A 14,085-nucleotide genomic window follows, 5' to 3' on the forward strand; every position below is an offset into this window, starting at 1 on the left:
GATATCTCCCGCCGCGCCGATCTGCCGGCGTCTCTCTGATAGCGCTAAAATCGTATGTCAGGACGTCACTTTCAAGACAAGCGGCTTATGCCCTGTCGCTTCCATGAATCGTATCAGATCGGCGCTGGCGAGCGAAGTCGTCGCGTCGTTGGAGAGTGGATGGCAGTTGACGATGTCATCATGCATCAGATGCGCATCGAGCACGAAGGTGACATTGTTGCCGGTATCGTTGATCGCGCCGAGCGCGGTCACAGCGCCTGGAATGACACCAAGATATTCCATCAGCTTCTCGGCTTTGCCAAAAGAGACGCGCCCGGAAGCGCCGATGATGGTATGGACCTGCTTGAGGTCGACGACGGCATTTTCCTCCACGGTCAGCAGGAAATAACGATCTTTCTTGTCCTTCACGAACAGGTTCTTGGTGTGTCCGCCGGGGATCTCGTCCCGCAGCGCCGCCGATTCGGCTACCGTGAAGACGGGCGCATGGTCCTTGGTACTGTGGACGATGCCGAGGCCATCGAGAAAGGCGAGAAGATCCTGGCGAGTCTTGGGCTTGTTTTCGGTCATCATCATTCCATCAGACAAGAGTAAGGCAGATTGGACTGTCTGCTTAAGTCCGCCTCGCGAGCTTGGCAATCTTCAGGACCGACGCGTTGCCCCGCATTCGCGGCGTTTCCGAAGCCGGTTCTCCGCCATCCGAACTTTTCTTCGTTTTTCCGTCATTTCCCTGTTGCATTTGAAAATCGTTTGGGCGATATAGCGCCCGTCGCCGCAAGGTGGCGCCCACGGTCCGCTACTTACTACCCCGGACCTGTGTGGATTGAGCGGGTGTAGCTCAGGGGTAGAGCACAACCTTGCCAAGGTTGGGGTCGAGGGTTCGAATCCCTTCGCCCGCTCCAGTTTCTCAAAACTTTCCCAACCGATTAGATGAAAAGTGCGGCTCACTACGCCCCACATTGGCTATTTCCGCGGATCGAGTAGGTCGCGCAGGCCGTCGCCGAGAATGTTGAATCCGAGCACGGTGACCATGATCGCAAGGCCCGGAAAGAGCGACATATAGATGTTGAGGCCGAGATAATTGCGGCCATCGCTCATCATCGCTCCCCATTCCGGAAGCGGCGGCTGCGCGCCGAGCCCGAGGAAGGAAAGACTTGCGGCCGACAGGATGACCGTGCCTGCCGTCAGCGTCGATTGCACGATGATCGGGCCGATCGCGTTGCGCAGGATGTAATGCGTCATGATTCGATGGCGCGACACGCCAAGCGAGATCGCCGCTTCGACATAATCCATCGCCTTGAGGCCGAGCGTCAGGTTGCGGCTGAGCCGCGCATAGACCGGCACCGAAAAGATCGCGATGGCGATCAGCAGGTTCACCAGGCTGGTGCCGAGCACGCTGACGATCAAGATGGCAAGCACGATGCCCGGGAAGGCGAAGAGGATATCCATGCACCACATGATCGCCTGGTCGACATAGCGCCCGGTCATGCCCGAGACAATGCCGAGCGGCACGCCGACGACGATGGCGAGCCCGACGCTGAGGACGACCTCTAAAAGCGAGATACGCGCGCCGTAGAGCACGCGGGCGAAAATATCCCGGCCATTGTCATCGGTGCCGAAGGGGTGCTCCCAGGATGGTTCCAGCATGGTCGAAAGCAGATCCTGAGAATAGGGATCGGCCGAGGTGACGAGCGGCGCAAAGATTGCCATCAGCACGATGATGCCGATCAGCCCGCCGCCGATAGTGATGCCCTTATGCGTCGCAAGCCAGCGCAAGGCGCGGCGCATGCCGCTGCTGCCGGTCACAACCTTTTCCGCTTCGCTCACCGCCATCAGTCGAACCTTATCTTCGGGTTGAGCGCAGCGATCGTCATTTCCGCCAGGAAATTCATGACGATGACGCCTGTCACAGCGACCAGCGTCACACCCTGAATGACCGGATAGTCGCGATAGCGCACGGAATCGACCAGCAGGCGACCGATGCCCGGCCAGTTGAAGACCGATTCGGTGACGACGGCGCCGCCGATCAGACTGCCGAAATTCAGGCCGACGATGGTGACGATCGGGATCAGCGCGTTGCGTAGCGCATGGCTCCAGTAGATTGAGCTGGGCGCCACACCCTTGGCCCGCGCCGTGCGGATATAATCCTGCGCCAGCACCTCGATCATGCTGGAGCGCGTCATGCGGGCGATGACAGCCATCGGCAGCACCGCGAGCGTGATCGACGGCAGGATGAAGCTCTTCCATGAGGTCGCGCCGAGAAGCGGCAACCAACCGAGACTGACGGAGAACGTATTCATCGCCATTAGCGCCAGCCAGAAATTGGCGATGGAAGCGCCGGCGATGGCAAGCAACATCACGGCCTGGTCCGGCCAGCCATGCCGGTAGATCGCGCCGATCATGCCGGCCGGGACACCGATGGCGATCGCCAGCAGATAGGCGGTGATCGCAAGGCCTAGCGTAAAGGGCATCCGCTCGGCGATTTCATCGACGACAGGCAGCTTCGACTTCAGGGACATGCCGAGATCGCCCCTGACGGCGCCATAGGCAAACGAACCATATTGTTCGGCGATGCTGCGGTCGAGCCCCAGCCGGGCCCGCATATTATCGACCGCTTCCTGCGTGGCTTCGGGGCCGGCCATCATGCGGGCCGGATCACCGGGAAGCGCGCGGATGGCGATGAAGATGAGCAGCGACACGCCGATCAGGATCAGCGGCAACGCGAGCAGCTTCTTGAGAATATAGGCTTTCATCGGACCGTCATTGTCAGTGATCGGACGGACGACGCAATACGCAGCCCGCCCGGATACGCATCAGTCCTTGGTGGCTTCCTTGACCACGACCTGGCCTCCCGGGATGACCCAGGCACCCTTCACGTTATCGCGGGCAGCATAGAGATCCTGCGTCGTATAGAGGAGAACGTGCGGCGCCTGCTCGTTGACCTCCTTTTGGGCATCGACATAGACCGCATTGCGCGCCTTCTCGTCCAGCGTAGAGGCTGCCTTGTCGATCAACTCATCGAGCTTCGGATCGCTGAAGAAGCCGAGATTGGCGCTGGCAGGCGAAGCACTTGCCGAATAGTAGAGCGGCCGGAACTGCAGGTCGGCGCCGTTGACGCCAGAAGACCAGGAGGCGATCACCGAACCCGTATTGGCAGCCGCCTTGCCGGCCGGATCAGCAAAGGCGGCCTTTGCCCAGACACCGCTTTCCATGCGCTGCACGTCAAGCTTCACCCCGGCCTTCGCCCACATGGCCTGCAGCAGTTCGCCAATGCGTGCCTCGGGCTCCTGCACGATGGTGGTCATCGAGAAACCATCGGGATAGCCGGCATCGGCGAGCAGCTTCTTCGCCTTGTCGACGTCATAGGTGTAGGGCGCAAGCGTCTTCTCATAGCCGGGCGTGACCGGCGCCAACGGCGAATTTGCCGGCGTCGCATTGCCTTGCATGATCGCCTTGACGAGGCCGTCCCGGTCGGTCGCATAGTTCAGAGCCTGGCGCACACGCACATCGTCGAGCGGCTTCAGCTTGGTGTTGAGCGAAACCCAGAACACTGCCGAACCATCCGACTTGTTGACCTTCATATCCGAGTTGGCCGCGAGCTGCTTGGCAAAGGCGGCCGGCAGCGGATTGACGATATCGGCATCACCCGTCTGCAGCGCCATGTTCATGACCGACGGCTCGGCCGTCCAGGTCCACTTGATCTCGTCGGCACCTTTCGGCGCGCCTCCCCACCAATCAGTGTTCTTCGTTTCCAGCACATATTCGCCGGACTTGTATTCCTGCAGCTTGTAGGGACCGGTGCCGACTGCCTTGCTGCCGATCGTGCCGGCAGCATCTGCGGTCGGGCTGACCATGAGGCAGGCGCCGGTGGTCAGAAGCGCGAGAAAGGCGGGATAAGGCTTTTTAAGCTTGAACTGCACCGTGGAAGGATCGACAGCGCTGACACTGTCGATGAAGGTGCGCAGACGGCCGCTGGCGGCAAGACCGCGTTTGGTGTCGAGATGGCGTGTAAAGTTCTTGACCACGGCATCGGCATCGAACGGCGTGCCGTCATGGAATTTTACGCCCTGGCGCAGCTTGAAGGTCCACACGATGCCGGCATCGTCGCTCGACCACTCCGTAGCAAGCGCAGGCTGGAGAGTAAGGCCTTTGGCGCGGGCGAGAAGCCCCTCATACATCGGGTCCAGAACCGCGGCCGTGAACGTCGCGGTCTGATCGCCCGGATCCATCGAGCGCGGCGCTTCGGTCTGCATGACCGTCAGCGTGGAAGCGAAGGCGGAAAACGGCACAAACAGCGCTCCGGCGACGGCGCAGCTCAATGCAAACTGGCGAGTGCTAATAAATTTCTTGCGAATGATTTCCATTGGTTCACCCTCTTGTTGATTCTTGAAGCCGCCTTTCGGTCGGCCTTGATCAATTTTTGTAATTTATTTTGATTGATTGGTTCATTTTGTGAACTTATTGTCAAGGCAAAATCAGAAGCAACAGGGTCAGGAATTGAATGTTCAACTCATCGCAGCGCGAGCTTCTGCGGGTCATAAGCGAGTCCGGTCCCCTCAGCCGGACCGACCTTGCGGCCGCGATCGGGCTGAGCAAGGCGGCGATGAGCGGCATTGCCCGCGAGCTGATCGAGCGCGGCGTGCTGCATGAAACGGAAACGGTCTACGGCCAGGGCCGTCCCTCCGTCCTGCTCGACCTGAAACCCGAATGCGCCTTCTTCATCGGCATCTCGCTTTTGGAAGATCCTGCGCCGATGATCCTCAGCGACCTCAACGGCAATATCATCGCCCGTCAGCAGCTACCCCATTCCCGCGACCCCAAGGTCATCGCCAATGCCATCGCCTACTGCCTGCCGGAAATCCTGAAGGGCCACCCGCAGGCAAGCTCGAAGCTTGCCGGCATTGGCGTGGCGCTGTCCGGCTTCGTCGATGAAAAGCAGGCAACCTGCGTGCAATCCACCCTGCTCGGCTGGCAGGACGTACCGCTCGCCGATATCATCCGTCAGGCGAGCGGCGTCGACACCTTCATCGAGAACGACGCCAAGGCCGTGGCCGTCAGCGAGAAGCTCTTCGGCATTGCCCGCGACACGCCGAATTTCTCGGTCGTTTCACTCGGAGACGGCATCGGCTGCGCCCATTTCATCGACGGCAGGCTCTATCGCGGCAATCATGGCGGCGCCGGCGAAATCGCCCATGCGACGATAGAGCCGGGCGGCGCGCCCTGCCGCTGTGGCAAGCGCGGCTGCCTGGATACCATTGCTTCCATGAAGGCGATCAAGGAAATGGCGCGAACCGCTGGCCTGAAATGCGCCTCGCTATCGGAACTGGAAGAGGAAGCCTCGCACGGCACGGCCGAGGCGATCGCCATCATCCACAAGGCCGGCGCAGCACTCGGCCTGGCGATCTCGCATCTGATCCAGATGAACGATCCCGGCATGATCCTCGTCACCCACGTCGATGGCTCCTTCGATGGCCTGTTCGGCACGGTCGTGCAACAGTCGATCGAAGCCAATGTTCTCCCGCGTTATGCCGGCCAGACGCCAATCCGCACCCGCCGCGTCGATAGCGACGTCTGGGCGCGGGGGGCTGCCAGCATCGCCGCCCATAATTTTCTGATTGGTCCCAATATAAGCTGAGGTTCCCATGCGCATCGCCGTCGGTGGCATTCACATCGAATGCAGCACGTACAATCCCGTCCTGAACGAAGAGAAGGATTTCCGGGTGGTGCGCGGAGAGGAACTGCTGGCCGCTCCCTACTTTGCGTTCCTTCGGGATTACGATGCCGAATTCCTGCCGACGATCCATGCCCGCGCGATTGCCGGCGGCCCGGTCGCCCGTCACACCTATGAGGCCTTCAAGGCCGAATTCCTCGAGCGCCTGAAACAGCTTCTGCCGCTCGACGGCCTCTATCTCGCCATGCACGGCGCCATGTATGTCGAGGGCATGGAGGATGCGGAAGGCGACTGGATCAGCGCGGCCCGCGCGCTCGTCGGCGATGATTGCATGGTTTCGGCAAGTTACGACCTGCACGGCAACGTCACCCAGCGCATCCTCGACGCGCTCGACATGTACTCCACCTATCGCACCGCGCCCCATATCGATGTCGAGGAAACCATGCGCCGCTCGGTCTCCATGCTGGTGAAGAGCCTGAAGACCGGTGTGAAGCCCACCCTGCTGTGGGCCCCGATCCCGGTCGTCCTGCCGGGTGAACGCACCAGCACCGTCGATGAACCGGCAAAGAGCCTCTATGCCGAACTGCCCGGCATCGATACGCTTGACGGCGTCTGGGATGCCTCGCTGATGGTCGGCTACGTCTGGGCCGACGAGCCCCGCGCCACGGCTGCCGCCATCATGACCGGCACGGACCGCGCGGTTCTGGAGCGCGAGGCAAAACGTCTGGCAAAAGCCTATTGGGAGGTGCGCGCAGAATTCATCTTCGGCTGCGAAACCGGCTCGATCGAGGAGTGCGTCGCCAAGGCGATCGCCAGCCCTACCGGCCCCGTCGTGCTTGCGGAATCCGGCGACAATCCGACTGGCGGCGGCGTGGGCGATCGCGCCGACGTATTGGCCGAGCTGATTGCAAAGGGCGCCACCGGCGTGGTCTTCGCCGGCATCGCGGACAAGGCTGCCACCGACACCTGCTATGCTGCCGGTATGGGTGCTGCGTTGGAGCTGACGGTCGGCGCCTCGCTCGATACCAAAGGCAGCAAGCCGTTGACAGGACGCTTTACTGTGAAGTTCCTGCACGAGACCGCAGATGCAGCCGACCGCCAGGCCGTCGTTTCCATCCGCGGCATCGATCTGGTGCTTTCGGCCAAACGCCGCCCCTACCATAACATCGTCGATTTCACCCGCCTCGGCCTCGATCCGCAGACGGCCAAAATCATCGTGGTCAAGTCCGGCTATCTCTCGCCGGAACTTGCGCCGATCGCCAATCCGAGCCTGATGGCGCTTTCGGCCGGCGTTGTCGACCAGTTCGTCGAGCGCCTGCCGCGCCTGCGCAAGCAGCATCCGACCTACCCCTTCGACAAGGACTTTGCCTTCGAACCGCAGACCTTCCCGTCCGCACGATCCGCCAAGCGCTGAAGCGTCGTACCAATTGCGTTTTTGGTTCGGCACGCCCGATAAGGCCGCGGGTCGCATGAAATCATGCATTCGGCCTTCGCATCTGCCGCAAAACCATGCTGCACGGCGAAAAAACAGGCAGATATTTATCTGCACAAAAAAGCGCTTGACGATCGGTCGAATTTGGTTTGCACTGAACCAATATCAAATTGGTTCGGGCGGCAATGGACGAAACGCAGGGCAATTCCAACTATGCGCTGGAGAAGCTGAGAGCTCTCCTGCAATCGGATAGTCTTGACGCAGACGGCAAGCTGCCGACAGAACGCACCCTCTCCGAAATGCTCGGCGTCAGCCGCCGCTCCATCCGCCGCGCACTGGAAGTGCTGGAAGCCGAAGACCGCATATGGCGCCGGCAAGGCTCCGGCACCTTCGCCGGCAAGCGGCCGGACGAATGGAGCAGTCAAGTCGATTCCATCGTCGCTGAAACCGATTTCATGGAGATCATGGAGGTGCGTCTCCGCGTCGAGCCGCAGCTCGTCCAGCTTGCCGCCATGCGCGCCAAGGCGGCGGAGATCGAACGCATGTATGATCTGGTAGAGAAGATCTACGAGAGCACCGATGCTGATGGTCGCGAGTTGTGGGACGGTACGCTGCATCGACAGATCGCCCAGTGCGCGGGCAACCAGTTCTTCCTGACGATTTTCGACGTCATCAATCGCGTACGCCAGGACCCCGCCTGGCAGATGATCCGCGAGCGCGCCCGCAGCATAAGCCGCACACGTGAAGTCACGCATGGCCAGCACAAGGCCATCGTCGACGCCATTGCCGCGCGCGATCCGGCCAAGGCAGGCGAGGCCATGCGCCAGCATCTGCTGACCCTGCAGGAGAGCCTCATCCGCATCACCTCGCTGGATCACGGTGAAACGGGCGCCGAGAAGGCCAGCTGAACGCGAAGGAAGACCTGCGGAGCCATAACTCGCCGGCTTCCAACGACAGCGTGAAACAAAAACATAACAGAGGAGAATGGAATGAAATTCGCCAAATTATTAACGACCGCTGCAACGGCAGCGCTGTTTGCGTTTCCGGCTTTCGCGGTCGACCTGAAGATCGGCCTGCAGGACGACGCTGATGTGCTCGATCCGGCTCAGTCGCGCTCATTCGTGGGCCGCATCGTTTACACCGCGATGTGTGACAAGCTGGTCGACGTTTCGCCGGATTTGAAGATCGTGCCGCAGCTTGCGACCGAGTGGAACTGGTCAGCCGATGGCAAGGAGCTCACCATGAAGCTCCGTCAGGGCGTAAAATTTCAGGATGAGACGCCTTTCAACGCTGAGGCCGTCGTCGCTACCATCGAGCGAAACATCACCCTGCCGGAATCCCGTCGAAAGAGCGAGCTTGCCTCCGTCGCCAAGGTCGAGGCCACCGGCGAATACGAAGTCAAGTTCACGCTGAAAAGCCCGGACGTCTCCCTTCTCGCCCAGCTTTCCGACCGCGCCGGCATGATCGTCTCGCCGAAGGCAGCGAAGGAACTTGGCGCCAAGTTCGGCGACCATCCGGTCTGCGCCGGCCCGTTCAAATTTGTCGAACGCGTCCAGCAGGATCGCATCGTGCTCGAGAAGTTCCAGGATTACTGGAACAAGGACAACGTCTTCGTCGACAAGGTCACTTACCTGCCGATCCCGGATACGACCGTGCGCCTCGCTAACCTGCAATCAGGCGATCTCGACATGATCGAGCGTCCCGCAGCAACTGACGCCGCGACGATCAAAGCCGATTCGAACCTCGTCTACAAGGATGTCGTCAATACCGGCTGGCTCGGCATTTACGCCAATGTCGGCAACGGTGCGCGCGCTGACAATCCGCTCGGCAAGGACAAGCGCCTGAGACAGGCTTTCTCGCTGGCCATCGACCGCGAAGCCGCCATGCAGATCGTTTATGACGGCACGGCCGTTGCCGGCAACCAGCCGTTCCCGCCGAGCAGCCCCTGGTTCGATAAGGATATCCCAGTCCCGGCCCGCGATGTCGAAAAGGCCAAATCTCTCGTGAAGGAAGCCGGTTACGACCGCGTTCCCGTAGAGATCATGGTCGCGAACGGTCCGGTCACGATGCAGATGATGCAGATTATCCAGTCGATGGTCGCGGAGGCTGGCTTTGACGTAACGCTGAAGGCGACCGAATTTGCGACCCTTCTCAACGAGCAGACCGCCGGCAACTACCAACTCAGCCGCTCGGATTGGTCTGGCCGCGTCGATCCTGACGGCAACATTCAGCAGTTCGTCACATGCAATGCCGGCCTGAATGACAGCAAGTACTGCAATCCCGATGTCGACAAGCTGCTGAGCGAGGCTCGTCAATCCACCGATGATTCCGTGCGCAAGCAGAAGTATGATGCGGCGGCTGTGATCCTCAACGCGGACCTGCCGATCACCTTCATCGGTCACCAGTCCTGGAGCTGGGCGTTCCACAAGAATGTCTCCGGCTTCATCCCCTCGCCTGACGGCATGATTCGCCTGATCGGCGTGAAAAAAGAAGGCTGATACGCCAAGTCTCTGAGGGCGCGGCAGATTTTGCCGCGTCCTCCCGACGCTACGGGAGCGCCCATGTACAGTTACATCGCCAAGCGGCTGCTGGTCGCCATTCCAACATTGCTGATCATTTCGGTCTTCGTCTTCTCGCTGCAGAAGCTTCTACCCGGCGATCCGATTCTGGCCATGGCCGGCGAGGAGAGAGACCCGCAGGTGCTGGAATTCCTGCGCGAAAAATATCACTTCAACGACCCAGTCCCCTATCAGTACTTCTACTGGCTGGGCTCTGCGCTTCAGGGTGATCTCGGCATTTCCCTGCGCACCAACCAGCCGGTTCTGGAACTCGTGGCCGAAAAGTTGCCGGTCACAATCCAGCTCGCCATCATGTCGATGATCTTCGCCTTCGCGATCGGCGTTCCCATGGGCATTCTGGCGGCGGTCAAGAAGAACACTGCCATCGATTATATCGCCAACATCATCGCACTATCAGGCCTTTCGATCCCGAATTTCTGGCTCGGCATCATGCTGATCCTGTTGGTCTCCGTAAATCTCGGCTGGCTCCCAGCCTCGGGCTACGAACCCTTCTTCTCGAATCCGCTACGTTCGCTCGAAACCATGTTGATGCCTTCCTTCGTGCTCGGCAATGCACTCGCCGCCACGCTCATGCGCCACACCCGATCGGCCATGCTGAGCGTCCTGAGCGCCGACTATATCCGCACCGCCCGTGCCAAGGGGCTTTCGGAAAGCTCCGTGGTACTGGAGCATAGCTTCCGTAATGCCGTCCTGCCCATCGTAACGCTGACCGCCTTGCTGTTTGGCGAGCTTCTCGCCGGCGCCGTTCTCACGGAGCAGATCTTCACCATTCCCGGCTTCGGGAAACTCATCGTCGATGCCGTCTTCAACCGCGATTATGCGGTCGTCCAGGGCGTCGTCATATGCACCGCGATCGGCTTCATCCTGATGAACCTCGTGGCCGACGTGCTTTACGTCCTCCTCAATCCGCGCATGAGGGCCTCGCTATGACCGTAATCGATCAAGTCGCAGCCGCACCCGTCGCCTCCAGCGAGCAACGTTCGCCGAACCGTGCGTGGCGCAAGCTGAAAGCCAACAAGGGCGCGCTCGTCGGCCTCGCCATCATCGCCTTCTTCACTATCCTTGCGATTATCGCACCGCTTCTGCCGATTCCCGATCCGATCGCAACAAGCTGGTCGGCGATCCGCAAGGCGCCATCCGCCGCCCATTGGTTCGGCACAGACGACCTCGGTCGCGATATCCTCTCTCGCATGATCTGGGGCGCTCAGGCCTCTTTGATGGCGGGTGTCTTTTCCGTGGCGATCGCCGTTCTCATCGGCGTGCCCTTCGGCCTTGTATCCGGCTATTTCGGCGGTTGGATCGACATGGTGATCTCGCGCATCACTGAAGCCTTCCTGGCGATGCCCTTCCTCATTACCGCCATTGCCCTCGCCGCCTTCCTCGGCCCAAGCCTCACCAATGCGATGATCGCGATCGGGCTTTCGGCCATGCCGATCTTCGTGCGGCTGACCCGCGGCCAGGTGCTGGCTGTGAAGACCGAGGAATATATCGAAGGTGCGCGCTCCATCGGGCTCCGTCACTTCAGCATCATCACCCGCTACATCCTGCCCAATGTGCTCGCGCCGATCCTCGTGCAGGCGACACTGACGATTGCGACCGCGATCATCGCCGAAGCCAGCCTCTCCTTCCTCGGCCTCGGCCAGCAGCCGCCGGCACCGAGCTGGGGCTCGATGCTGAACGTTGCCAAGAACTTCCTCAGCCAGGCACCATGGATGGCGATGTGGCCGGGTATCGCCATCTTCCTCGTCGTTATCGGTTTCAATCTCTTGGGCGACGGCCTGCGCGATGCGCTCGATCCGCGCGAAGCGTGACTCTTCGAAAGGATATATGAAATGACCGCATTCACGACCCGCCCCGAAATTCTGGGCACATTCGGCGTCGTCACCTCAACGCATTGGATCGCCTCTGCCGTCGGCATGAGCATCCTGGAAAAGGGCGGCAATGCGTTCGATGCCGCGGTTGCGACCGGCTTTACTTTGCAGATTCTTGAGCCGCACCTCGTCGGCCCCGGCGGTGACATGCCGGCGATCATCTATTCGAAGAAGAAGGACAAGGTCGAAGTCATCTGCGCCCAGGGGCCTGCCCCGGCGGGCGCCACCATCGAGCATTACACGTCCGAAGGCATGAAACTGATCCCCGGCGACGGTCTGCTCGCAACCGTCATTCCCGGCTCCTTCGATGGCTGGATGCTGATGCTGCGCGACTACGGCAGGCTGAGCGTGCGCGACGTGCTGGAGCCTGCGATCTACTACGCCGAGAACGGCCATCCGCTGCTGCCGCGCGTTTCCGCCACCATCAACGGGCTCGCCGAGTTCTTCGAAAAAGAATGGCCTACGTCCTACCAGACCTGGGTTCCGGGCGGCTCCGTTCCCGAACCGAATTCCAACTTCAAGAACCCGGTTCTGGCCGAGACCTGGAAGCGCATTATTTCCGAGGCGGAAGCAAAGCAGGGTCGCGAAGCACAGATCGATGCCGCCCGCGACGCTTTCTATCGCGGCTTCGTCGCCGAAAGGATCGCAAACTATCTGAAGACCGCCGAAGTGATCGATGCGAGCGGCAGCCGTCACAAGGCGGTGCTGACTGCGGATGACATGGCCAACTGGTCGGCAACGATCGAAGAGCCGAAGACTTACGACTATCACGGCTGGACTGTCGCCAAGATCGGCCCCTGGGGTCAGGGTCCTGTCTTCCTCCAGACTCTGTCGATCCTCAAGGGCATGGACATCGCCTCGATGGAGTCGGATGGAGCCGATTTCGTCCATACTGTCACCGAAGCCATGAAGCTCGCGTTCGCCGATCGCGAAATCTATTATGGTGATCCCGACTTCGCCGATATACCGCTCGACCATCTCCTGTCGGATACCTACGCCACCGCTCGTCGCAAACTCATAACGGGCGAAGCCTCCTTCGACCTGCGTCCCGGAAAGCTGCCCGGCTTCGAGCAGCAATACGATGTAACCATGGAGATGCTCGGCGCAGATTCCAAGACAGGCGCGGTCTACGAACCGACCATGGCGCATCTGACGGAAAAGCGCGGCGATACCGTGCATATCGACGTCATCGACCGCGAAGGCAACATGGTCTCGGTCACACCGTCGGGCGGCTGGCTGCAGTCTTCGCCGATCATTCCTGGTCTTGGCTTCTGCCTGAATTCGCGCGCCCAGATGTTCTGGCTGAAGCCAGGTCTGCCGACCTCGCTCGCCCCCGGCAAGCGCCCGCGCACCACGCTGACGCCTTCGCTCGCCCTTTACGAAGGCCGCCCGACGCTCGCCTTCGGGACGCCCGGCGGCGACCAGCAGGAACAATGGCAGCTTTCTTTCTTCCTGCGCTATGTTCATCACAAGATGAACCTGCAGGCGGCGATCGACCAGCCGCTCTTCCACACCTCGCATTTCCCCGGCTCCTTCTATCCGCGCACGCGTGAGCCGGGTGGCCTGATGGTGGAAGGCAATTTCAACGCCGCCGTGCTCGACAGCCTGCGCGCCCGTGGCCATGACCTTACGGTCTCCGAGCCCTGGACCATCGGCCGCCTGACGGCCGCGCGCCGCGATGCCGACGGACTGCTGCGCGCAGCCGCCACACCACGCCTCATGCAGGCCTATGCTGTGGGGAGATAGCATGACCTGGTCCATCGTCGCCCGTGATCCCAAGACCGGCTATCTCGGCATCGCCGTCGCCACCCGCTTCTTTGCGGTCGGCGGGCTGGTGCCGCATATCCGCGGCGGCATCGGCGCGGTCGCCACGCAGGCTTTCGTCAGCCCGCTCTATGGCACCGACGGACTTGCCCTGCTTGCCGAGGGCAAAGCACCGGATGAGATCATCGCCGAGCTAACCGGTCGTGATGCTGGCCGTGACCAGCGCCAGCTTCACCTGATCGATGCTCACGGCCGCAACGCCGCCTTCACCGGCACCGAATGCATCGATTGGGCCGGCCATCTGATCGACGACAATGTCTCCGTTGCCGGCAATATGCTGGCCGGTCCCGAGGTCGTTGCCGAGACGCTTGCCATCTACAGGAAGGCGACGGACAAGCCCTTCATCGAGCGCCTGCTCGAAGCCATGCAGGCCGGCGAGGATGCCGGCGGTGACAAGCGTGGCAAGCAGTCTGCCGCCCTCCTCGTCTACCGCGATCAGGATTATCCCTGGTTCAGCATCCGCGCCGATGATCATCCGGATCCGCTCGCCGAACTGCGCCGGCTCTACGCGGTGGCGCAGGAGCGTTACATGCATGTCGCCGAGACGATGGCGACGAAAGCCAATCCTGACGGAATGATTGACAGGCGCGAGATCGATGAAAAGATCGCGGCGCTGGAAGCGGCGCGCATTGCGCAAGGGCGGCCCTCGGCCTCCTTCGCTACGCCTCCGAAGACCTGAAAGCCCGACCACCAGGCATATAAGAATAAGGG

Annotated in this window: 12 protein-coding genes and 1 tRNA gene; 9 read left to right on the plus strand and 4 right to left on the minus strand. The window is 61.0% G+C overall.

Annotation, left to right across the window (positions count from 1 at the left end):
- Positions 1–57 precede the first annotated feature (57 nt).
- Positions 58–567 carry a prolyl-tRNA synthetase associated domain-containing protein gene (locus AC1DUP_RS19540; protein WP_477833877.1) on the minus strand — a complete coding sequence of 170 codons (510 nt, stop codon included), beginning with the start codon at positions 565–567 and terminating at the stop codon, positions 58–60.
- Between the two features lie 257 nt (positions 568–824).
- Between AC1DUP_RS19540 and AC1DUP_RS19545 the strand changes: the two genes are divergently transcribed.
- A tRNA-Gly gene (locus AC1DUP_RS19545) sits at positions 825–899 on the plus strand.
- A 61-nt stretch (positions 900–960) separates the two neighbouring features.
- On the opposite strand, the gene AC1DUP_RS19550 is transcribed toward AC1DUP_RS19545, so the two are convergent.
- Genes AC1DUP_RS19550 through AC1DUP_RS19560 form a run of 3 tightly spaced genes read right to left on the minus strand, consistent with a single transcriptional unit; the run spans position 961 to position 4,361 of the window.
- Positions 961–1,830: an ABC transporter permease gene (locus AC1DUP_RS19550; protein WP_477833879.1), complete on the minus strand. Its 870-nt coding sequence runs from the start codon at positions 1,828–1,830 to the stop codon at positions 961–963.
- Positions 1,830–2,750 carry an ABC transporter permease gene (locus tag AC1DUP_RS19555; RefSeq protein WP_477833881.1) on the minus strand — a complete coding sequence of 307 codons (921 nt, stop codon included), beginning with the start codon at positions 2,748–2,750 and terminating at the stop codon, positions 1,830–1,832. The genes AC1DUP_RS19550 and AC1DUP_RS19555 overlap by 1 nt, the downstream gene beginning before the upstream one ends.
- 60 nt (positions 2,751–2,810) lie before the next feature.
- Entirely contained in the window at positions 2,811–4,361 is a 1,551-nt protein-coding gene (locus tag AC1DUP_RS19560; protein WP_477833883.1) for an ABC transporter substrate-binding protein, read from the minus strand.
- A gap of 137 nt (positions 4,362–4,498) precedes the next feature.
- On the opposite strand from AC1DUP_RS19560, the gene AC1DUP_RS19565 reads away from it, so the two are divergent.
- The 8 genes from AC1DUP_RS19565 (at position 4,499) to AC1DUP_RS19600 (ending at position 14,053) form a co-directional block, all read left to right on the plus strand.
- The gene (locus AC1DUP_RS19565) at positions 4,499–5,632 is read left to right on the plus strand and encodes an ROK family transcriptional regulator (RefSeq protein ID WP_477833885.1); all 1,134 of its coding nucleotides are present in this window, start codon (positions 4,499–4,501) and stop codon (positions 5,630–5,632) included.
- 7 nt (positions 5,633–5,639) lie between these two features.
- On the plus strand, positions 5,640–7,082 hold the full coding sequence (locus tag AC1DUP_RS19570) for a M81 family metallopeptidase (protein WP_477833887.1): 1,443 nt from the start codon (positions 5,640–5,642) through the stop codon (positions 7,080–7,082).
- 203 nt (positions 7,083–7,285) lie between these two features.
- Positions 7,286–8,008, plus strand: coding sequence for a FadR/GntR family transcriptional regulator (locus AC1DUP_RS19575; protein WP_115036112.1), 723 nt, complete (start codon positions 7,286–7,288; stop codon positions 8,006–8,008).
- A gap of 81 nt (positions 8,009–8,089) precedes the next feature.
- Positions 8,090–9,598: an ABC transporter substrate-binding protein gene (locus tag AC1DUP_RS19580; RefSeq protein ID WP_113299579.1), complete on the plus strand. Its 1,509-nt coding sequence runs from the start codon at positions 8,090–8,092 to the stop codon at positions 9,596–9,598.
- Positions 9,599–9,661: 63 nt separating this feature from the next.
- Positions 9,662–10,609: an ABC transporter permease gene (locus AC1DUP_RS19585; protein WP_113299578.1), complete on the plus strand. Its 948-nt coding sequence runs from the start codon at positions 9,662–9,664 to the stop codon at positions 10,607–10,609.
- Positions 10,606–11,490: an ABC transporter permease gene (locus tag AC1DUP_RS19590; RefSeq protein ID WP_113507246.1), complete on the plus strand. Its 885-nt coding sequence runs from the start codon at positions 10,606–10,608 to the stop codon at positions 11,488–11,490. Before AC1DUP_RS19585 ends, AC1DUP_RS19590 begins: the two co-directional genes overlap by 4 nt.
- Positions 11,491–11,511: 21 nt before the next feature.
- Positions 11,512–13,296: a gamma-glutamyltransferase family protein gene (locus AC1DUP_RS19595; protein ID WP_477833890.1), complete on the plus strand. Its 1,785-nt coding sequence runs from the start codon at positions 11,512–11,514 to the stop codon at positions 13,294–13,296.
- Between the two features lies 1 nt (position 13,297).
- Complete coding sequence (locus AC1DUP_RS19600; RefSeq protein WP_477833892.1) at positions 13,298–14,053, plus strand: DUF1028 domain-containing protein; 756 nt, start codon at positions 13,298–13,300, stop codon at positions 14,051–14,053.
- The last annotated feature ends 32 nt before the right edge of the window (positions 14,054–14,085 follow it).

It is taken from the genome of Rhizobium sp. 01L419 (genome assembly GCF_056400025.1).